At 65.4% G+C, this 18,817-nt stretch carries 21 protein-coding genes and 1 other RNA gene; 7 read left to right on the forward strand and 15 right to left on the reverse strand.

Annotated elements, in window-relative coordinates; all coding sequences use genetic code 11:
• The first annotated feature begins 82 nt into the window (after positions 1–82).
• From LFT45_RS14335 to LFT45_RS14350, 4 genes are read left to right on the forward strand one after another with little or no spacing between them, the layout of a single operon-like run.
• Positions 83–856: a class I SAM-dependent methyltransferase gene (locus LFT45_RS14335; RefSeq protein WP_236804041.1), complete on the forward strand. Its 774-nt coding sequence runs from the start codon at positions 83–85 to the stop codon at positions 854–856.
• A gap of 31 nt (positions 857–887) precedes the next feature.
• The gene (locus LFT45_RS14340; RefSeq protein ID WP_236804043.1) at positions 888–1,601 is read left to right on the forward strand and encodes a metal-dependent transcriptional regulator; all 714 of its coding nucleotides are present in this window, start codon (positions 888–890) and stop codon (positions 1,599–1,601) included.
• 6 nt (positions 1,602–1,607) lie between these two features.
• Complete coding sequence (locus LFT45_RS14345) at positions 1,608–2,078, forward strand: fluoride efflux transporter FluC (RefSeq protein ID WP_236804045.1); 471 nt, start codon at positions 1,608–1,610, stop codon at positions 2,076–2,078.
• A complete protein-coding gene (locus LFT45_RS14350) occupies positions 2,075–2,440 on the forward strand; it encodes a fluoride efflux transporter FluC (RefSeq protein WP_236804047.1) in 366 nt (121 codons plus the stop codon). Before LFT45_RS14345 ends, LFT45_RS14350 begins: the two co-directional genes overlap by 4 nt.
• On the opposite strand, the gene LFT45_RS14355 is transcribed toward LFT45_RS14350, so the two are convergent.
• The gene (locus LFT45_RS14355; RefSeq protein ID WP_236804050.1) at positions 2,427–3,815 is read right to left on the reverse strand and encodes an MFS transporter; all 1,389 of its coding nucleotides are present in this window, start codon (positions 3,813–3,815) and stop codon (positions 2,427–2,429) included. The two genes, LFT45_RS14350 and LFT45_RS14355, sit on opposite strands and share 14 nt — an antisense overlap.
• A 22-nt stretch (positions 3,816–3,837) precedes the next feature.
• Here LFT45_RS14355 and LFT45_RS14360 point away from each other — a divergent pair, with 22 nt between their 5' ends.
• A complete protein-coding gene (locus LFT45_RS14360) occupies positions 3,838–4,200 on the forward strand; it encodes a hypothetical protein (RefSeq protein WP_236809359.1) in 363 nt (120 codons plus the stop codon).
• Between the two features lie 91 nt (positions 4,201–4,291).
• Complete coding sequence (locus LFT45_RS23290; RefSeq protein ID WP_262982881.1) at positions 4,292–4,426, forward strand: hypothetical protein; 135 nt, start codon at positions 4,292–4,294, stop codon at positions 4,424–4,426.
• 101 nt (positions 4,427–4,527) lie between these two features.
• Here LFT45_RS23290 and LFT45_RS14365 read toward each other — a convergent pair whose 3' ends face one another.
• The 14 genes from LFT45_RS14365 to LFT45_RS14430 form a co-directional block, all read right to left on the reverse strand.
• A complete protein-coding gene (locus tag LFT45_RS14365; protein WP_236804052.1) occupies positions 4,528–5,511 on the reverse strand; it encodes a S1C family serine protease in 984 nt (327 codons plus the stop codon).
• 178 nt (positions 5,512–5,689) lie between these two features.
• Positions 5,690–6,058, reverse strand: a transfer-messenger RNA (tmRNA) gene (gene ssrA, locus LFT45_RS14370).
• Positions 6,059–6,180: 122 nt separating this feature from the next.
• A complete protein-coding gene (smpB, locus tag LFT45_RS14375) occupies positions 6,181–6,651 on the reverse strand; it encodes an SsrA-binding protein SmpB (protein WP_003804881.1) in 471 nt (156 codons plus the stop codon).
• Positions 6,652–6,778: 127 nt separating this feature from the next.
• Complete coding sequence (locus LFT45_RS14380; protein WP_236804053.1) at positions 6,779–8,167, reverse strand: M23 family metallopeptidase; 1,389 nt, start codon at positions 8,165–8,167, stop codon at positions 6,779–6,781.
• 24 nt (positions 8,168–8,191) lie between these two features.
• Positions 8,192–9,106: a permease-like cell division protein FtsX gene (gene ftsX / locus LFT45_RS14385; protein WP_102972019.1), complete on the reverse strand. Its 915-nt coding sequence runs from the start codon at positions 9,104–9,106 to the stop codon at positions 8,192–8,194.
• The gene (gene ftsE, locus LFT45_RS14390; protein ID WP_236804055.1) at positions 9,103–9,927 is read right to left on the reverse strand and encodes a cell division ATP-binding protein FtsE; all 825 of its coding nucleotides are present in this window, start codon (positions 9,925–9,927) and stop codon (positions 9,103–9,105) included. Before ftsE ends, ftsX begins: the two co-directional genes overlap by 4 nt.
• A 174-nt stretch (positions 9,928–10,101) precedes the next feature.
• The gene (prfB, locus tag LFT45_RS14395; RefSeq protein WP_236804057.1) at positions 10,102–11,217 is read right to left on the reverse strand and encodes a peptide chain release factor 2; all 1,116 of its coding nucleotides are present in this window, start codon (positions 11,215–11,217) and stop codon (positions 10,102–10,104) included.
• A gap of 60 nt (positions 11,218–11,277) precedes the next feature.
• Entirely contained in the window at positions 11,278–11,691 is a 414-nt protein-coding gene (locus tag LFT45_RS14400; protein ID WP_236804059.1) for a pilus assembly protein TadG-related protein, read from the reverse strand.
• A 65-nt stretch (positions 11,692–11,756) separates the two neighbouring features.
• Positions 11,757–12,332, reverse strand: a complete 576-nt coding sequence (locus LFT45_RS14405; RefSeq protein WP_236804061.1) for a hypothetical protein — start codon at positions 12,330–12,332, stop codon at positions 11,757–11,759.
• Positions 12,313–12,708, reverse strand: a complete 396-nt coding sequence (locus tag LFT45_RS14410; protein ID WP_236804063.1) for a TadE family protein — start codon at positions 12,706–12,708, stop codon at positions 12,313–12,315. The genes LFT45_RS14405 and LFT45_RS14410 overlap by 20 nt, the downstream gene beginning before the upstream one ends.
• A 3-nt stretch (positions 12,709–12,711) precedes the next feature.
• On the reverse strand, positions 12,712–12,945 hold the full coding sequence (locus tag LFT45_RS14415) for a hypothetical protein (protein WP_442863629.1): 234 nt from the start codon (positions 12,943–12,945) through the stop codon (positions 12,712–12,714).
• 81 nt (positions 12,946–13,026) lie between these two features.
• Complete coding sequence (locus LFT45_RS14420) at positions 13,027–13,968, reverse strand: type II secretion system F family protein (RefSeq protein WP_236804066.1); 942 nt, start codon at positions 13,966–13,968, stop codon at positions 13,027–13,029.
• Entirely contained in the window at positions 13,965–14,819 is an 855-nt protein-coding gene (locus LFT45_RS14425) for a type II secretion system F family protein (RefSeq protein WP_236804068.1), read from the reverse strand. The genes LFT45_RS14420 and LFT45_RS14425 overlap by 4 nt, the downstream gene beginning before the upstream one ends.
• Complete coding sequence (locus tag LFT45_RS14430) at positions 14,819–16,042, reverse strand: CpaF family protein (protein WP_236804070.1); 1,224 nt, start codon at positions 16,040–16,042, stop codon at positions 14,819–14,821. The genes LFT45_RS14425 and LFT45_RS14430 overlap by 1 nt, the downstream gene beginning before the upstream one ends.
• 281 nt (positions 16,043–16,323) lie before the next feature.
• Here LFT45_RS14430 and LFT45_RS14435 point away from each other — a divergent pair, with 281 nt between their 5' ends.
• On the forward strand, positions 16,324–18,792 hold the full coding sequence (locus LFT45_RS14435; RefSeq protein ID WP_236804072.1) for a GH25 family lysozyme: 2,469 nt from the start codon (positions 16,324–16,326) through the stop codon (positions 18,790–18,792).
• The last annotated feature ends 25 nt before the right edge of the window (positions 18,793–18,817 follow it).

The raw sequence follows: 18,817 nt of genomic DNA on the forward strand, positions 1-18,817 counted from the left end.
GCCACCCCGGACTGCTACGGCAGCGGTCCCCGTGCGGTAAATTCGAAAGGTAATTTTCGACGTCGGGCTAAGGAGACTGCGCGTGGCACGGGGCGGTCCCAAACTTCATCACGGGCGGCGGCAGGAGCTTGGGCAGAGCTTCCAGGACGGCGGCGAGCACTACCACCGCGTCCGTCCCGGCTACCCTGCTGATTCCGCGGACTGGCTCATTCCGGCGGGGGCCCGCACGGCCGCAGACATCGGCGCCGGAACCGGCAAATTCACGGCACTGCTGGTGGAACGCGGGCTGAGCGTCAGCGCGGTGGATCCTTCCGTGGACATGCTGGAGCAGCTCAGCCGTGTCTTTGGAAACAGTGCCTACCCCGCGGTGCAGGCTCTGGAAGGGACCGCCGAGGCAACCGGACTGCCCGAGGCGGCGTTCGACGTCGTCAGCGTTGCCCAGGCATGGCACTGGTGCGACCCGCTGCTGGCCAGCACCGAGATTTCCCGGATCCTCAAGCCGCACGGGGTGCTGGGCCTCATCTGGAACCAGCTGGACACATCCGTTCCTTGGGTACACCGGCTGTCCCGCATCATGCACGCGGGCGACGTCCACAAACCCGACTTCCGCCCCAAAATCGGCCCCGAATTCACGTCCCTGGAAAGCCACCTGACGCAGTGGGAGGATCCGGTCACCCCGGACGACATCCTCGAACTGGCCAAGTCCCGCAGCTATTACCTCGCGGCCAACGACGCCACCCGCGCCAAGGTGACCGGCAACCTGACCTGGTACCTGCACGAACACCTCGGGCATGCCGAGGGCGAACTGCTGCAGCTCCCCTACCTCACCCAGACCTGGCGGGCTGTCAGGGCGTAACGCCCCGGTGGCAGCAGGTAGGCTTGAAGCTGTGAAGACCAGTACGCCCTCCTCCTCAATCGAGGACTACGTTAAGGTCATCTATTCCTTCACGGAATGGCAGGACAAGCCCATCACGTCCACCCAGCTTGCACAGCGCCTCGGCGTGGCCAATTCCTCGGTCTCCGAGATGGTTCGCAAGCTCAAGGACCAGGGCCTGGTCCTGCACAAGCCGTACAGCGCCATTACGCTCACGCCCCAGGGAGTCCGGCTTGCCCTCTCCATGGTCCGGCGGCACCGGCTCATTGAGACGTACCTGGTCACGGACCTCGGGTACAGCTGGGACGAAGTCCACGACGAGGCCGAACAGCTGGAACATGCGGTCTCGGACACGTTCATTGAGAGGCTGGCAGCCCGGCTGGGCAACCCGTCCAGGGACCCCCACGGCGATCCCATCCCCTCGGCCGACGGTTCCGTCCGGATGCCGTCCGCCCACCGGATGATCGAGCTCGACGACGGCCACACCGGCAGGATCACCCGGATCAGCGACGAGAACCCGGAGCTGCTGCGCTACCTTGCCGCCGAAAAGATCAACCTCGACGCCGATGTCGAGGTGCGCGGCCGCAAGCCCTTCGGCGGCGCGCTGGTTGTCCGCATCGGCTCCCCCGGGACCAGCCGCGACGTCGACCTCGCCGACGAAGTGGCCTCCGCGCTCTGGATCCACAGCGACTCCGCACATCCCGGCTGCCGCATGGCCGGCCTGTAGGCACTGGTGCGGTCTCCCCTGGCCGGCAGCACCGGCGCCGGCCCCACGACGGGCTACGGGTGGCGGGTCTGGACGGCCGTGGCCGCCGGCGGCCTGCTCGGCACCGAACTCCGGTACGGGCTGGGCCTGCTGTTCCCCGACCAGGCGGGAGAGCTGCCGTGGGCCACGCTGGGCATTAACCTCGTCGGCAGCTTCGTGCTGGCAGCCCTCACCACCATCTGGATCACGCGGCCGCAGACCGCGTTCTGGCTCCGTGCGGCAATCGGGCCGGGCGTGCTGGGCTCCTTCACCACCTTCTCCGCCGTCGTATTTTCCACTGACCAGCTGACCCGCAGCGGGCTGCCCGGCCCGGGCCTTATCTACCTCGGACTCTCCGTCCTGCTGGGGCTGGCGGCGGCTGCCGCCGGATGGCGGACGGGCAGGGTACTCGGCGCGCCCCGCGCCTTCCGCGGCGCTCCTCGTGGTGCTGGACAGTGACGGCGCTCCTCGTGGGTCTTTTCGGTATCGCCGGAGCCCTTCTCCGGTTCGCCGTGGATGGCTGGCTGGCCGGCTTCCCGTCGCCGCGGCGGCACTGGCCCTGGGCTACCCTGCTGGTCAACGTGGCCGGCTCGTTCGTGATCGGGCTGTCCGTGGGCGCCGCAGCGGTGTTCGGCCCCGAATGGCACTCTGCCCTGGCCACCGGGTTCGCCGGCGGCCTGACCACGTTCAGTTCCTGGACCACTGCGACGGTGCGGCTGGCCAGCGAACGGCGCTACCTCGCCGCCGCCGCCAACATCCTCGCCAACTTGGTGCTTGGGCTGGCTGCTGCCGCGGCGGGAATCGCGGTCAACGGCGGCTAGCGGGCACCGGGTTGCGGATTCCGACGGCGGAGCAGGCGGCACCCAGCAACAGCAGCGCCGCGGTGGCCAGCAGCGCGCGGTGCAGGCCCGGCGTCGTCAGATCGGGACCGACGATGAAGCCCGCAAAGGCGATGCAGACCAGGCCTGCGATCCTCGAAACAGCATTGTTGACCGCTGACCCCACCCCGGCCTGCTTCTCAAGGACTGATCCCAGGATGGCCGCCGTCAGGGGTGCCACCGTCATGGATAGGCCGAGGCCAAAGACCACCTGCCCGGGCAGGACCTGGGTCCAGTAATTCAGGGGGCCGCCAACGGACAGCGTCAGCAGGAATCCGGCCGCACACAGCACCGGACCGGCGGTCATGAACCACCGCGGCCCGTACTTGCCGGCCAGGCCGCCAAAGAACGATGCCAGCAGCATCAGGATCACCGTCGAGGGCAGCAGTGCCAGGCCGGCGGTGGTCGCCTTCATGCCGCCGACCTGCTGGATATAGATACCCAGCACAAAGAACCCGAGGGAAAAGCCGCCGTAGATCGCGGCGGTGGCGATGTTGCCCCAGCCGAAGTTCCGGACCGTGAACATGCCCAGGGGCAGGAGCGGCGCGGCCGTCCGGGATTCATGGATGAGGAACAGCACCGTGGCCGCGAGGCCCGCCGCCAGCGGCAGCCAGACCTGCGGACTGCCCCAGCCCGCAGTCCCCTGCTCGATCAGCGCGTACACTGGTCCGCCAAGCGCGATGACGGCCAGGAGCGCCCCGGCAACATCGATGCTGCCGGCCGGGCCCGGGACGGCGTCGGCCTTGCGCAGCCTGGCCAGCACGGGCCAGATGACCGCCGCCGGCAGGACGTTGACGAAGAAGATGACCCGCCACGAGAGCAGGTCCACTGATACGCCGCCGATCAAGGGGGCCACGATGGCGGCGGCGCTGGTCCACGCCGACCATTTGCCGATGGCCGCCCCCTGGGCGCCGCTGTCGAAGTGGCTGACGATCAGGGCGAGCGAACTGGGCACCAAGAGTGCTCCGGCCACTCCCTGAAGACCGCGGCTGACCACCAGCATTTCACCGGTCCATGCTGCCCCGCAGAGGACCGAGGTGAGGGCAAACCCGCCCAGCCCCCACTGCAGGACACGCGCCCGTCCGAAATGGTCCGAGAGCGAGCCGGCCGCCAGAATGAGCGCCCCGAGCGTCAGGAGGTAGGCATCCACTACCCACTGCTGGACGCGGAGGCCGCCGCCGAGTTCCCTGCCGATGGCGGGCAGCGCCAGGCTGACCACGAAGCTGTCGAGGATCGCCATGAAAGACGCCACGATCGCGACAGCCAGCACCTGCCGCTGCAGGCGCGTGGGCGCGGTGGTCTGGCTGGCATCGCTCATGACTTACCGTATCGTGGACTGGATGATCAGCAGACGTGATGCGGCAATTGCCCTGGATGTACCACTGGAAATGGCGCAGCGCCACGGCATTCCCAAGCTTCTGACCGAAGCCCAGCTGGGCGAACTGCTGGACAATCCGCCTGCGTGGCTCGTCCAGTCCCGCGCCAACCGGACAGGGAAGCGGCCGGTGTGGGTGCACCTCGTCTGCGCGGTCTGCGGTTACGAGGAGGCGGCACGGCCAAAGAAGTGGTGGCCGGAGTTCACGTACGTCGTGTGCGACCATCACCGCCCGTCCGAGGTCCCCCCGCCCACGTCCGGATACGTACGGAGCGAGTTCGACGGCGTGGGCACCAGGTTTGTGGGAATCGCCGACGTCACGGGTTGACGGGTGATCCGGGCAGTTACATTCGGGCTGAAACAGGCGTAATTTACGTAGGGAGGGGCACCCTCCTGCCCCTCGGACGAGGGAGCACGCCATGCCGGACAAATCGCCGCACCAGCAACAGCAGAAAAAAGCAGGCAAGACCATCAAGCAGAAACGCGCAGACAAGAAGGCCAAGGCCCCGCATGAGGGAGCAGTGGACCCCGTAGCGCATCTGAAGAAACGCTGATTGCCCAACCACCGCCGGACAGGGGTGGCCAGAATTCCCTGGCCACCCCGTTTAGTGTCCGGCTCCTGAGTCAGTGCCCAGGCTGTGTATCCGCGGCCCGCCTATCCCCAGTCCGCCATCTCGCCGGGGACGGCCGCGACGTCGGTTAAGTGGCCGTCACGAAGCACGGCTATGTTCATCGGGACGCCGATGGCCTCGGCGAAGAGGAGTTTCTGAAGGCTCTCGGCATTGCTGACGGCGCGGGAGCCTACCCGCAGCAGCACATCGCCGGTCTTTAGACCTGCCTGCTCCGCCGGGGAACCGGAGAGCACCTCCACGACGCGCAGCCCGTCCCGCTGCCCTGTGCGGACCACTTCGCTGGCGCCCAGGCGGATCGGGGTGCTGACCACCCCGAGATAGGCGCGCCGGACCCGGCCGTCCGACAGGAGCGCGGAAATGATCCGGCGCGATGTCCTGTTGATGGGAACAGCCAGCCCCAGCCCGGCACCCGCCACCGCTGTGTTGATTCCCACGATCCGGCTTCGGGAGTCCGCCAGTGCCCCGCCGGAACTGCCGGCATTCAAGGCGGCGTCGGTCTGGATAACATCCTCAATGACCCTGCGGTTGCGTCCGGCCCAGACAGGGATGGCGCGTCCCAGTCCGCTGACCACACCTGCCGTCACCGAGCCCGAGAGTCCCAGCGGGTTTCCGACGGCAATCACCAGCTGCCCCACCTGCAGTGACTCGGCGTCCCCGAACTCCGCAGGAGCGACATGCGGGGCGCGGCCCCGGACCACTGCAAGATCGGACAACGGATCCGCGCCCACCACTTCAAGGTCCGTGCCGGAGCCGTCAGCGAAGACGGCGCGGCCCTTCTGGGTGCCGGCCACCACGTGGGCGTTGGTCAGCAGGTAGCCGTCCTCGGTGAACAGGACCGCGGACCCGGCGCCGACCCGGAACCGTCCGTTGCGGCGGTTCCCCGTCATCTCGATGGCGGCCACATGGGGCGTGACGGTCTTGGCCACGCTGATGACCGTGGTTGAGTAAGAGTCCAGGGCCGCGCCGTCGTCGACGGGATCTGGTTCGTTTGCAGCCGCCGTGGACATGGCATGCCTCCCTACCGCTGGTTTGGAATCGCCGGATTCGTGATACCTGTCACAACCCCACAGGGAGGGCGGGTAGTCCCGTACGGGCTACGCCGTGGGTGAACGGCAAGGGGCATAACGCTTTAAACAAGGAATGCCCGGACCGAGGTCCGGGCATTCCCCGTTGGGTAACGGGGTTTGGTGGAGATGGGGGGAATTGAACCCCCGTCCGATGTCGTGTTGTCAGGGCTTCTCCGGGCGCAGTTTGCGTCGGATTTTCTCGGCCCCAGCCGTCCTGCAAACAGGCGGCTGATCCGGGCCCAGTCATCTAAAAGTCCCGTTTACTCCGATGACAGGAGCAAACAGCAGTGGCTATCTAAATGACGCCAGGATCCGGGGCGATAGCAACCTCGGGCTGACGGACTGTCTTACTGCTTAGGCAGCAAGAGCGAAGTCAGTGCGCTTAGATTCGGCACTTATTGGTTTGCAGACAGCGTTTACGAGATAATTCTGCATCCTCGGCCCGCTTCACCTGTCGCGACTAACATCGTCGAAACCGATCATCCCCGTATTTTGTTACCAAACCGGCGGAGCATAGGTTCTGGACCAGATCCCTGCCGGACTATCTAGCATAACGCATCGGGGCGGTTATTGATTCCAGCCGAAGTACCGCGCGTCGGCCTTTCCGTCCTAGCGCCGGTTGCGTTCCCGCATGACGCGGAGGGCCTCGCGCTTGTCCTGCTGCTCGCGCAGAGTCTGGCGCTTGTCGTAATCCTTCTTACCCCGCGCGATGCCGATTTCCACCTTGGCGCGGCCGTCCACGAAGTACAGCTGCAGTGGCACAATGGTGAAGCCGGATTCGCGGATTTTGTGCGAGATCTTGATGAGTTCCTCGCGGTGCAGCAGGAGTTTCCGCCGCCGGCGTGCTGCGTGGTTGGTCCAGCTTCCCTGGTTGTACTCAGGGATGTGGATGCCCTCCATCCAGAGTTCGTCGTTATAGAACGTGCAGAACCCGTCGACCATGGAAGCGTGGCCTTCGCGGAGGGACTTGACCTCGGTCCCCATGAGAGCGATGCCGGCCTCGTAGGTGTCCATGACGTGGTAGTCGTGCCGGGCCTTCCGGTTGGTGGCCACGACTTTTCGGCCACTTTCTTTGGGCACGGTTCAACTCCTCAGTTCTCGGTACTGACTGTCCCGGCGGCACCGGAACAAAGTCTTACTATTCTACGGCAGGTGCACCGGCGGGCCGGCGCCGGCAGGTTGCCGCTTCCCCCACTGCCTGCCCTGGTCAGAGCAGGCGCATCGGGTCGACAGCTTCACCGTTCAGCCAGGTCTCAAAGTGGGAGTGGCAGCCGGTGGAGTTTCCTGTGGTGCCCGAGTATGCGATGAGCTGGCCCTGGCTGACCTGCTGGCCGGGCGAGACCACCACACTGGTGTTGTGGTAGTAGATCGTCGTCAGCGAGTTGCCCTGGACCACGCCGTGCGAGATCTTAACGTTGTTTCCGCCGCCGTCGTCCGCCCAGCCGGCTGAGAACACTTCACCGGCCGCCGCCGCGTAGACCGGGGTGCCGCAAGCGGCACCGAAGTCAATGCCCGTGTGCATGTAGCCGCCGGCACCGTAGAAATCGATGGTGCCGGGCGGCGTCGCCCGCCATCCAAAACCGGAGGTGATGGGTACGCTGCCGGGGAACGGGTGGCGGAGGCCAAAGGCCGACGGCGGGCCGGTCACGGGCGGCACGTAAGGCGGGGGCTGCTCCCCCTTGGCCTTCGCCGCCGCGGCGGCAGCGGCGGCGATCCGCCGCTGTTCGGCGAGCCACGCCTCGCGCAGCCTGCGGTCACGCTCTTTGATTTCGGCGGCGACGGCGTCCTGGCGTGCCTTGACGCCAGCCAGCTTCTTCTGGATTCCGGGCCTGGCCGCCTCGAGTTCGTTGTTCAGGCGGGTGGTGTCGGCGATGAGCTTGTCCACCTTGGCCTTCTTGTCGGCGGCCTCGTCGCGGGCGGCCTTCTCTTTGGCCAGCGCCGCATCGGCCTTGGCCTTCAGGTCCCTGATCTCGGCTTCGACCGCCTGCAGGCGTGCTTGCGAGTTTACGTTGGTGGCGTTCTGCTGCGTGAGCTTGTCCATTGCGGAGTTCTGGCTGCGCAATGCCTGGTCGGCCATGTCCATCGTGTCGGTGAGGCTGCCCGTGTTGTTGGAACCGAAGAACAGGGTGAGGTCAGACGGAACGCCGCCGGACTTGTACGCCTGCGTCGCGATCTGGCCGATCAGCTTCTTCGTGCTGGCGATCTTCTGCTTGTCTGCATCCAGCTGCTGGGTGATCTTGGCCTTGTTCTGCTGGGCCAGATCCACCCTGGCAGCGAGGGCCTCCACTTCCTTGACGGCGCTGGCCACCCGACCCTGGGCCTCGAGCAGCGCCTGCTGCGCGGCCGGAAGCTGGCCCCGGTAGATCACCAGGTCGCCGACAGCTTTGGAAATCTTTGCGTCGACGAATTCGAGCGACTGCTGGACGCGGGCAGCTTCGGCTTTCAGGGCGGCCTGCTGGTCTTCAAGGTCGCCTGCAAAGGCGGCAGGAGCCGACGCCCCCAGGCTCGCGGCCAGCACCAGTGCCACGGCGGCACTAAGAACCCTGCGCTGGCGCCCGCCCGGGCTTCGTCGCACGGGCCTGCCGGAACTGGTCATGGGCATTCCTTCGATGAGCATGGCCTACACCCTCAAGTATCGGCGCAGCGTGAGCAGAGATGAAGTACCCGCCAGGACAACACCCAGCCCGACGAGCGCCGGGGCGAGGAGCAGCGTCTGCGCCGGCGAGATGAACGCCGTATCCGGATACTGCTTGGACAGGTACTCGCCCAGGAAGAAGTGGGCCACGGCCCACAGTGTTCCGGACGCGAGGGCGGCCCCGATCACCGCGGCAATCACGCCCTCCAGGATGAAGGGCAGCTGGATCACTGTCTTTGACGCGCCCACGAGCCGCATGATGCCGGTCTCCCGCCGCCGGCTGAACGCCGAAAGCCGGATTGTGGTGGCGATGAGCAGGATGGCGCACACCGTCATTACGCCGGCGATGATGACTGCGACGAGGGACGCCGCGTTCATCACGGAGAAGAGCCGCTCCAGGACCTGCCGCTGGTCGATGACAGTTTCGACGCCCGGCTGCGAGGAGAACGTCTCGCTGATGATCTGGTACTTTTCCGGGTCCTTCATGTTGATCCGGAATGAGGCGGGAAGCTGGTCCGGAGTGACTGAATCCACGATCGGAGAGTTCGAGAACTGCTCCTTGAAGTGCTTGTAGGCGTCGTCCTTGGATTCGAACTGGAAATCATTGACGTACTGGGCCACCGCCGGCGATTCCAGCAGGGTCCGCACGTTGTCCTGCTGTTCCGCCGTCACCGGTCCCGAGGCGCAGCCGGCCGCCGTCGACCCTTCCCCGCACAGGAAGATGGCCACCTGGACCTTGTCGTACCAGTAGCCTTTCATCTGGTTGATCTGGAGCTGGAGCATACCGGCGGCGCCCACGAAGGTCAGGGACACGAAGGTCACCAGGATGACGGAGACGACCATCGACAGGTTGCGTCGCAGGCCGCCGCCGATCTCGCCGAGGATGAACTGGAGCCTCACAGCCGGCCCTCCCTTGCCTGCTCGCGCGCTGCCTGTTCGCCGGCCGCCTGTTCGCGGGCAGCCTGGCCGCCGGAGTCCGCGGCCTCATCGCGTCCGCTGGCGTCCCTGAGCCTTCGGGACTGGCCGACCACAGGCATCATCGACGTGTAGAGGGCACGGGCTTCGTCGCGGATGACTTTGCCGTTCTTGAGTTCCACGACGCGCTTGCGCATCTCATTGACGATGTCGTCGTCGTGGGTGGCCATGACCACTGTGGTGCCATTCTGGTTGATCTTGTCCAGGACGCCCATGATGCCCATGGACGTCGTGGGGTCCAGGTTGCCGGTGGGCTCGTCGGCCAGCAGAATGCCGGGGCGGTTGACTACGGCGCGGGCAATGGCCACGCGCTGCTGCTCACCGCCGGAGAGCTCGTGCGGCATGCGCTTCTCTTTGCCCTCCAGGCCTACGGTCTTGAGCACCTCAGGGACTGTATCGCGGATGACGCTGCGGCTCTTGCCGATGACCTGCATGGCGAAGGCGACATTGGCGAAGACGTTCTTCTGCGGCAGCAGGCGGAAGTCCTGGAACACCACGCCGATTCCGCGGCGGAGGCGGGGCACGCGCCAGCTGGAAATGTTGGCGACGTTCTGGCCGGCCACGTGGACCGTCCCGGAGGTGGCGCGGTCTTCCTTGAGGACCAGGCGCAGGAACGTGGACTTGCCGGATCCCGACGCGCCGACGAGGAAGGCGAATTCACCACGGTCAATTTCAAGGCTGACAGAATCCAGGGCGGGCCTGGCTTTCTGGTCGTAGACCTTGGTGACATTTTCGAAACGGATCATGACCCTAAAACCCTGCAGGACACGGCTTTATGGGCATGGTCTGCAACCGGCGCGGGGGCTTTCTCTAGGGGGAAGAAGAGCTCCGGCCTCTCGACTATACGCACGGGCCACCGTGCTCAGGCGGGAGTCAGAGGGGCGTGTCGCGGGATTAGGTCCCTTGACCGGGCGGTGCGTCTAGCGTTCGGCGTTGCGGTTGTCGGTGCGCCAGCGGATCCCGGCTTCGATGAAGTCGTCAATGGCGCCGTCCAGCACGGCCGTGGTGTTTCCCACTTCGTGCTCGGTCCGGAGGTCCTTGACCATCTGGTACGGGTTCAAGACGTAGGAACGCATCTGGTCGCCCCAGGATGCCTTGACGTCGCCCGCGAATGCCTTCTTCTCCGCGTCCTCCTGCTCCTTCTTGAGCAGCAGGAGCCTCGACTGGAGCACCCTCATCGCGGCGGCGCGGTTCTGCAGCTGCGACTTCTCGTTCTGCATGGAGACCACGGTCCCGGTGGGGATGTGGGTCAGCCGGACGGCGGAGTCGGTGGTGTTGACGGACTGGCCGCCGGGGCCGGAAGAGCGGAAGACGTCCACGCGGATTTCGTTGTCCGGGATGTCAATGGAGTCTGTCTGTTCGATGAGGGGAATGACCTCCACGGCAGCGAAGGACGTCTGCCGGCGGCCCTGGTTGTCGAACGGGCTGATCCTGACCAGCCGGTGTGTTCCCGCCTCGACGCTCAGCGTGCCGAACGCGTACGGCGCGTTGACCTCGAAGGTGGCGGACTTGAGGCCCGCCTCCTCCGCGTAGGAGGTGTCCATGACGGTGGTCGGGTAGCCGTGGCGCTCCGCCCACCGCAGGTACATGCGCAGCAGCATCTCGGCGAAGTCCGCGGCATCGACGCCGCCGGCGCCGGAGCGGATAGTCACCACGGCCTCGCGCTCGTCGTACTCGCCGGAGAGCAGGGTGACGACCTCGAGGTCCTTCAGCGACTTGCGGATGGACTCAAGCTCCGCCTCAGCCTCCCCCATGGAGTCGGCGTCGTCCTCGTCCTGGCCGAGTTCCACCAGCACCTCAAGGTCGTCGATGCGGGAAACCAGCGTGTTCAGCCGCTCCAGCTCGGATTGGCGGTGCGACAGCCGCGAGGTAATCACCTGGGCTGCCGCGGGGTCATCCCACAGGTCCGGCTCGCCGGCCCGCTCGCTCAGTTCTGCGATCTCTTCCTTGAGCGCCTCGACATCGGTGACCTTTTCGATGGAGGTATAGGTGCCGCGCAGCGCGCGGATTTCTGCAGCAAAATCAATTTGAGCCATGGTTGTTTAAGCGTACGCTATCCGCCCTCACCGGCCTGACGGTGGAACCGGCGGCCTGGGCTACCGGGTCAGCCGCGAGCGCGCGGTGGACGTGGCGGCAATGGTTATGCCATCCGGGATGAGGAAATTGACCACCGGCGGGTGCACGGTGGCGCTGAGGACCACGACGGAGGTGGAACCGTCCGGCGTCCCTGTTCCAGCTGCGACGACCAGTCCGTCGACGCGCCCGAAAGCGCCGCTGCGGCTGAGATAATCGGCGGCGACGTTCCGGACTCTGTCACCGTTCAGAAGCGCCGACGGAGTGCCGCTGGCCGTTTCCACCTGGCCAAGCGTGTAGGAGTCGGCGGCGGCCACGGAGGCGCCGTCCGCGAGCGACAGGAGTTTCTTGTGCTCGATGTAAAGGCTGGACGCCGCCATGACCACGGTGCTGACCAGCAGGGCGAGCATGACGAACCCGATGATGAGGACTGTCATTTGCCCGTCCTCATCGCGGCTGGTTCGCGCTGGCCCGGCGGAGGGGCTACTGGCTGCAGGAGGCGTCAACGGAACCTGCCCACAACCTGGGTGGCCGAAGCGCTGAGCTGGCCGGCGTTGAGGCGCATTGCCTCCCCGAAGGGAGCGAAAGGCAGCGGCACGGTGAGCCGAACGGTGACGGTGACTGCCGACCCCGCCGCCGTGCAGTCACCGCCAGAGTCACAGCGGATCTCGACGCTGGCGTTCCCGGCCGGATGGCCGTAGTCAGCAAGGGCCACCATGGTGGCCTGCTCTGCCGCTGCCCGGCCCGACGGTGCGTCGGGCTGGGCCACGTAGACCTTGGCCGCCTGGTCCGCTGCGCCCACCACGGCGAACGAGCCGCCCTGAAGCTGGCCGACAGTGATGATGAAGTACACGACGGGAACCATGAGGAGCAGTCCGAGGAACGTGAACTCCACGACCGCACTCCCCCGTTGCCCGACGTCGTCCCTCGCGTTGCCGGGGTCAGCGGTGCCTTGGGCGGCGAAGCTGCCGAGCGGAACTGAAGCACCGCCGGGGCCGATGCACAGAGCCTCTCGGAACCTGTCCGCACATTGCTTGGTGAAGTGGCGCCGCCTGCGGTCAGCCGGTGATCGCGGCATGGCCGGTGACCTCCAGCCCTCCGCGCGGACCGATTAGACCGATGACCGGCAGCGGGGCCCTGACGGTCACCTCCAGTGTCCGCAGCCCTTGGAACACGACTTCACGTGTTTCAATGTCGCGGGCAAAGTCGGCATTGAGCGCCGTGCCGATGAGCTCGCCGGTGCGGTGCCGGGCGTCGTCCGCGCTGCGGTCGGCCAAGGTTCCGTGCCGGGCGCCGGACGCCGCAGCGTCGATAAGTGTGTTCCGGACGTGCAGGATGAGCGCGAGCTGAATCATGGAGACAAAAAACATCGTCAGCAGGGCGCCGACGAGCACAAAGTCGACAACGGCAGCACCGCGCTCGCGTCCGGAAGTGGCCGGACCGGTTTCGTTCACGGGCTACTTTCCGACCGTGTCCATCGCCTGGTTGAACATGGCTTCCAGTGCCGGGCCTGCCACGGCCAGCAGCGCGGCAACAAGGACCGCGGACATCAGGGTGATCATGACCCAGCCGGGCACATCCCCACGTTCAGGATGGTCCGCGAAGGTCTTCCGGGACCGCGGGGCCGCGGTCAAGGAGCAGCCGATCAGCGCCGCCACTGCGGCGACAAGTGCAAGTCCGTGCCTGGCCATGAATGTCATGTGCTTCCCTTTTCTCGGAGTTGTTTCGTTTGTTGAATGTGGCTACTGTCGGCGGTTGCCGGAGCAGCGGCGTCAAAAATTCAGGCTGAGTGCGGCTATCCCGGGGAACACGGCAAACACCACTGTCAGGGGCAGCACACCGAAGACAAGCGGCACCATCATCGCGATCTCCTTCTTGCCGGCGGACTCCATCAGCTCACGCTTGGCCGTGTCCCGGACGTCCTGGGCCTGGGCCCTAAGGACTTCGGCCAGTGGTGTTCCGCGTTCCACCGCCACGATGATGCCGTCAACAAAGCGGATGAGCGGCCCCAGGTCGGTGCGTGCAGAAAATTCCTGAAGCGCTTCCACCAGAGGCTTGCCCGCACGGGTTTCGGCCAGGACCCTGCTGAATTCCTTGGAGAGCTCGCCCCGGGCGGTCCTGCACACGCGGTCGAGGGCACCGGTGGCACTCTCCCCGGCGCCCACAGCAAGCGCAATCATTTCTGCCAGGCTGGGGAATTCTGCCAGCATCCGCTCCTCCCGCCGTTTGATCTGCACCCCGAGCCAGTAGTCCCTGAAGAGGAAGCCGCCGATCGCGCTACCGAGGGAGACCGCCACGGCCAGGACAGGGCTGAATCTTCCAGAGAGCGCGGCCAGCACTACCACGCTGACAGCCGCAATGAATGCGCAGAGCCCCCAGAAGAGCTGCTGGGCCCGGAAGTCCAAGGGCGACTTGTCGATGCGTGCCTGCGCAAGTCTTCTGCTGAGGGCGGCGGAGCCGAGGTTGAACCTGGCCAGTTTGGCTGTAGCTTCCCGGATCAGCGGGCGGAGTATGCGTTCGAGGGGACCAAAAGGAGTGAGAACGCGTTCCTCCGCCCGGAGGAGCCTCGATTCGAGGTTTTGGGATCGGAGTTGCGGTTCGATTCGTTCCACGAAACTGATGGACCGCATGAATGGGAGCCTGACAAGGAGGAGCCACAGACCAGCACCCAGGAATGCACCGCAGACCATTGCAGCCGCTGGAACGGTGGTCATCGCAGCACCCTCTCTTCCTCTGGGAGGGCTCCTATCTTCAGCATGACCGAATAGCAGACCAGCGAGACAACCAGGCCTCCCAACAGCACGGCCGCCCCGATGGGCGTGTTGTATGCAGCCACAGCCTCCGGACGGCTGACCAGCAGCAGCATGACGATCCACGGCGCCGCGACGGCCAGCCGGGCAGCGTTGACTGTCCACGACTGCCGCGCTTCGAGCTCGCTCCGGGTCCGTGCACTTTCGCGCAGGAACTCGGCGAGGGTCCCGAGCAGCTTGCCGAGATCGGAGCCGCCCACCTCCCGGGTTAGCCGAAGTGCCTCGATGATGCGGTCAGCTACGGGGTCCGCCAGCCGTTCCTTGAGCCTGTTCAGCGATGCGTCGAACTGGCCGCCCGAGCGGTAGTCCGAGCCGAAGTCACGAAATACGTGCCGGAGCTCCTCCGGCCCCTTTTCGCCCAGCTGTATCAGTGCTTCGGGCAGCGACAAGCCGGCCCGGATGGCCGATCGCAGATGGTCCACGACGTCGGGCCACACCCTCCGTAAGACGGAGCTTCGCCTTTTGACCCGCCATTTCACCACCGCCACCGGAAGCCAGGCTGCGAACAGGCCGAAGCAAACCGAAATGGGCAAGGACCTGCTAACCGCGAAGAAGGCCAGCGTCGCGAAGGCGCCAAGTCCCAGGCAGCTGCCGATGAGACCGGCACCGGTGACCTTTTCAATTCCGGCAGACATCAGCAGGTCATGGAGACGGTTCGTCCGCGGTACCCGCGTGGGACGAGGGGGCTCGTCCCAGGCCGACCACCAGATGAGGAACAGCCCGGCTCCTACCAGGACCCCCAGCAGCGCAGCCATCAGCGCGGGTCCAAGAGGGCCGCGACCTCATAACCTGCTTTTGCGAATTTCTCCTCCGCCGGCATTGTGTTGGCCGTCGGTTCCAGCAGGCCGCCGATGGTCGAGAAAATCATTGAGGACTCGATGATTCCGTTCTCGACCCGCCTGCCCAGGGAGAGAATTTCCGTCACCTGCCTCCGCCCGTTTGCAAGGCGGCTGCAGTGAACCACCAGATCGATACACGAGGCCACCGTGGGTACCACGAACGCGCTGGAAATGTTGTCCCCGGCGAGCAGCGGCAAGGTGCACATCTTGGTCACGGCGTCGTGTGCGGAATTGGCGTGGACGGTGCACATCCCCGGCAGCCCGCTGTTGAGGGCGATCAGCATGTCGAGGCTCTCTGCTTCGCGGACCTCGCCCACCACCAGGCGGTCAGGGCGCATGCGGAGGGCTTCCTTGACGAGCCTGCGGAGCGGTATCTCACCTTCGCCTTCGAGGTTCGGCTGCCGGCATTGCAGCCCGACCACATCGCGCAGCGGAAACTGCAGTTCGAAGATCTCCTCGACCGTAATGACTCGCTCACGGCTGCCGATGCTGGCAGCGAGGCAGTTCAGCAGCGTGGTCTTCCCCGCCTGCGTCGCGCCCGACACCAGGATGTTGAGTCCGCTCGCGACAGCGGCGCCAAGGAAGCGCCCGGACTGGGGGGTCAGTGTGCCCAGTTCCACGAGATGATCCAGCCGGGTCGCCTTCACAACAAACTTACGGATGTTTACTGCCCAGTGGCGTCTGGTGACATCGGGAATGACCACATGTAGGCGCGATCCGTCAGGCAGTGCTGCGTCCACGAAGGGTGACGAGATGTCCAGCCGCCGGCCCGAGCTCTTCAGCATCCGTTCAACGAGGTCCCTGACCTGCTGGTCCGTCAGGCTCAGGGATGTGAGTTCGGATTCGCCGTTCCGGGCCACATAGATTTCGGTGGGCGCGTTGATCCAAATTTCCTCAATGCCCGGATCGTCCAGAAACGGTTGGAGGGCACCGAAGCCGGCCACCGCGTCAAAGACAAACCGGCGTGCTGACTCCAGCGGCCCCAGCGGCGGGAGCGGCCCCATGAGGGCGCGCTCATCATAGTCGGTCACGGCCGCTTCCACGAGCCGCCTAACCTCGGCTGCCTGGTGCAACGGATCGAGACCCCGCCGACGAATCAGCTCCCGCACTTCATCCTCGACAATGCGTACTGCATCCATGAATTCCCCCGAACGACTGCCGCCCCCAGCGGAGGCAGTACATCTGGGTTAAAGCTAAGGTGCGCGCCGGCCCACAACAAGAGCCTTCGTACTGAGTGTGGATAACACGAGCTGCAAAATAACATTGGTACCAACAGAACCACTCGCCCCATTGCTAACACTGGTGTTAGGGTAGTGCGCGTCACAGTCCTACCTTCACAGTTCAGGTCTCAGCCCGGAACTCACTGGAGCTGCAAACCAGATGCGGCGCTCCGATGGCGCCCATTGCTTCGGAGCGGAATATGAAGCGGAACCTTATCCACGTCAATAGCCATCGTGTCCGCATCGTCGGTCTCGCACTGCTCTCTGTCGCGCTGATGGCAGGCCCCGGGCTCGCTGCCCCGGTCTATGCTGTTCCCCCGGCGATGTCCGAGGTCAACGCCGGCAGAACCCAGCAGAATCCCTCGTCGCCGGCGCCGGATACCCCGACTACCGACGACAGGAATGCGGCGATGGCAGCCGCCATCGGAGCCGGCGGAGCTGAGATGGGGCAGCGCTCGCCGCGCGTCACCTCTTCCGCCTCCGCCTCCGGCACCGATGCAAAGCGGCTTTCGGCCGAAGCGCTTTCGACGGAGGGGACATGGAGCCCCACGTTCGGCATCAAGGGCCTGGACGTCAGCGGCCACCAGGCGAGTGTCGATTGGCAGCAACAGTGGAATATGGGTGCGAAGTTCGCCTACGTGAAGGCCACCGAAGGCAATTACTACGTCAATGAGGCTTACAGTTCCCAGTATCAAGGGTCGCGAAATGTGGGGATGGTCCGGGGCGCGTACCACTTTGCCATCCCAAACTGGTCATCAGGTGCCGACCAGGCGCGGTACTTCGTGCGGAACGGCGGAGGATGGACAGCTGACGGCTGGACGATGCCCCCCGTCCTGGATTTCGAGTTCAATCCCTACGCCGGCCGCACCATCAACGGGTTCAATTTCGGGAACACCTGCTACGGAATGTCCCCGGCGCAGCTGACTTCCTGGGTCAGGGACTTCGGCAACACCATGCGTTCCCTCACCGGCAGGTTGCCGGCTATTTACACGAACACCTCCTGGTGGAAACAATGCCTGGGTGATCCGACAGGCTTTGGTGACTATCCCCTATGGGTTGCCGCTTATCCAAGCACCCCCACCAACAATGCGGGATCCATTCCCGCCAGCTGGAGTACCTACAGTATTTGGCAGTACAGCAGCACAGGACCTTTCGCCGGCGACTCCAATGTCTGGAACGGCACGCTGGAACAACTTAAGGCCTTCGCCCGGGCCGGGAGCAGTTCCGGCGGAGCCATCGAGCGCAAGTGGATTGCGATGGGTGGGGCAACTGGTTCCCTCGGCGCCGCAACGACTTCTGTAGACAACTGCAACCTGATAAACGGCGGTTGCTACCGCACGTACGCCAACGGCACCATCTATTGGAATGCAGCCACCGGAGCCTTCCCGGTAACCGGCAGTTTTTGGACGGCCTGGGGTGATGCCGGCTGGCAAAAGGCGATCGGCTACCCCACCGGGGATGTGACCTGCCCCTACGGTGATCCCGCATCAACGACATGCCACCAGGCCTTCGAAGGCGGGATAGCGTACCGCACACCTGGCGTCGGCACGCACGTCGTCACAACTGCGTACCTGGCTGGGTGGAAAGAGGCGGGCTGGCAGGACGGGCTGGGCTACCCTACGGCTCCTGTTACGTGCGGACTGTATGGCAACGGCTGCTACCAGCCCTTCACCAAGGGCAACCTCTACTGGACCGCCGCCACCGGAGCGCACGCTGTAACGGGAGCCTACTGGACCGGATGGAAGGACGCCGGCTGGCAGCAGGGACTCGGGTACCCCACCGGCCCTGTCACCTGCGGACTCTACGGCAACGGCTGCTACCAGCCCTTCGCCAAAGGCAACCTCTACTGGTCCGAGGCCAACGGAGCCTACGCCGTAACGGGAGCCTACTGGACCGGATGGAAGGACGCCGGCTGGCAGGAAGGTCTCGGCTACCCCACGGGCCCTGTCACCTGCGGGCTCTATGGCAACGGCTGCTACCAGCCCTTCACCAAAGGCAACATCTACTGGTCCCCCACCACCGGAGCCCACGCCGTCACCGGCGCCTACTGGATCGGCTGGCAAGAAGCCGGCTTCCAACCCGCCATCGGCTACCCCACCGGCCCCGTGACCTGCGGGCTCTATGGCAACGGCTGCTACCAGCCCTTCACCAAAGGCAACATCTACTGGTCCCCCACCACCGGAGCCCACGCCGTCACCGGCGCCTACTGGACCGGCTGGCAAGAAGCCGGCTTCCAACCCGCCATCGGCTACCCCACCGGCCCCGTGACCTGCGGGCTCTATGGCAACGGCTGCTACCAGCCCTTCGCCAAAGGCAACGTCTATTGGTCCGCCACCACCGGAGCCCACGCCGTCACCGGCGCCTACTGGACCGGATGGCAAGAAGCCGGCTTCCAACCCGCCATCGGCTACCCCACCGGCCCCGTGACCTGCGGGCTCTATGGCAACGGCTGCTACCAGCCCTTCGCCAAAGGCAACATCTATTGGTCCGCCACCACCGGAGCCCACGCCGTCACCGAACCGTACATGAGTGCGTGGCGGTCTGCGGGCTGGCAAAAGGGTAATCTCGGGTACCCGACCAGCGCTGCCGTCGCCTACCGCGGATATCGCACCGTCTATTTCCAAGGCGGATCGATGACGTGGACGACGTCGGGAGTCACCGTCCGGTGACAATGGACCGGCCGCCTGTATTGCG

Origin of the sequence: Arthrobacter sp. FW305-BF8 (genome assembly GCF_021789315.1) — a bacterium.
In the GTDB taxonomy this organism is placed as follows: Bacteria; Actinomycetota; Actinomycetes; order Actinomycetales; family Micrococcaceae; genus Arthrobacter.

Bases quoted from the DNA above. Each gene is read 5' to 3' on its own strand.
- LFT45_RS14355 (WP_236804050.1), bottom strand. From the start codon at position 3,815: ATGAGCGATGCCAGCCAGACCACCGCGCCCACGCGCCTGCAGCGGCAG.
- LFT45_RS14360 (WP_236809359.1), top strand. From the start codon at position 3,838: ATGATCAGCAGACGTGATGCGGCAATTGCCCTGGATGTACCACTGGAA.
- LFT45_RS23290 (WP_262982881.1), top strand. From the start codon at position 4,292: ATGCCGGACAAATCGCCGCACCAGCAACAGCAGAAAAAAGCAGGCAAG.
- LFT45_RS14365 (WP_236804052.1), bottom strand. From the start codon at position 5,511: ATGTCCACGGCGGCTGCAAACGAACCAGATCCCGTCGACGACGGCGCG.
- LFT45_RS14380 (WP_236804053.1), bottom strand. From the start codon at position 8,167: ATGACCAGTTCCGGCAGGCCCGTGCGACGAAGCCCGGGCGGGCGCCAG.
- ftsE (WP_236804055.1), bottom strand. From the start codon at position 9,927: ATGATCCGTTTCGAAAATGTCACCAAGGTCTACGACCAGAAAGCCAGG.
- prfB (WP_236804057.1), bottom strand. From the start codon at position 11,217: ATGGCTCAAATTGATTTTGCTGCAGAAATCCGCGCGCTGCGCGGCACC.
- LFT45_RS14400 (WP_236804059.1), bottom strand. From the start codon at position 11,691: ATGACAGTCCTCATCATCGGGTTCGTCATGCTCGCCCTGCTGGTCAGC.
- LFT45_RS14405 (WP_236804061.1), bottom strand. From the start codon at position 12,332: ATGCCGCGATCACCGGCTGACCGCAGGCGGCGCCACTTCACCAAGCAA.
- LFT45_RS14415 (WP_442863629.1), bottom strand. From the start codon at position 12,945: ATGGCCAGGCACGGACTTGCACTTGTCGCCGCAGTGGCGGCGCTGATC.
- LFT45_RS14420 (WP_236804066.1), bottom strand. From the start codon at position 13,968: ATGACCACCGTTCCAGCGGCTGCAATGGTCTGCGGTGCATTCCTGGGT.
- LFT45_RS14425 (WP_236804068.1), bottom strand. From the start codon at position 14,819: ATGGCTGCGCTGCTGGGGGTCCTGGTAGGAGCCGGGCTGTTCCTCATC.
- LFT45_RS14430 (WP_236804070.1), bottom strand. From the start codon at position 16,042: ATGGATGCAGTACGCATTGTCGAGGATGAAGTGCGGGAGCTGATTCGT.
- LFT45_RS14435 (WP_236804072.1), top strand. From the start codon at position 16,324: ATGAAGCGGAACCTTATCCACGTCAATAGCCATCGTGTCCGCATCGTC.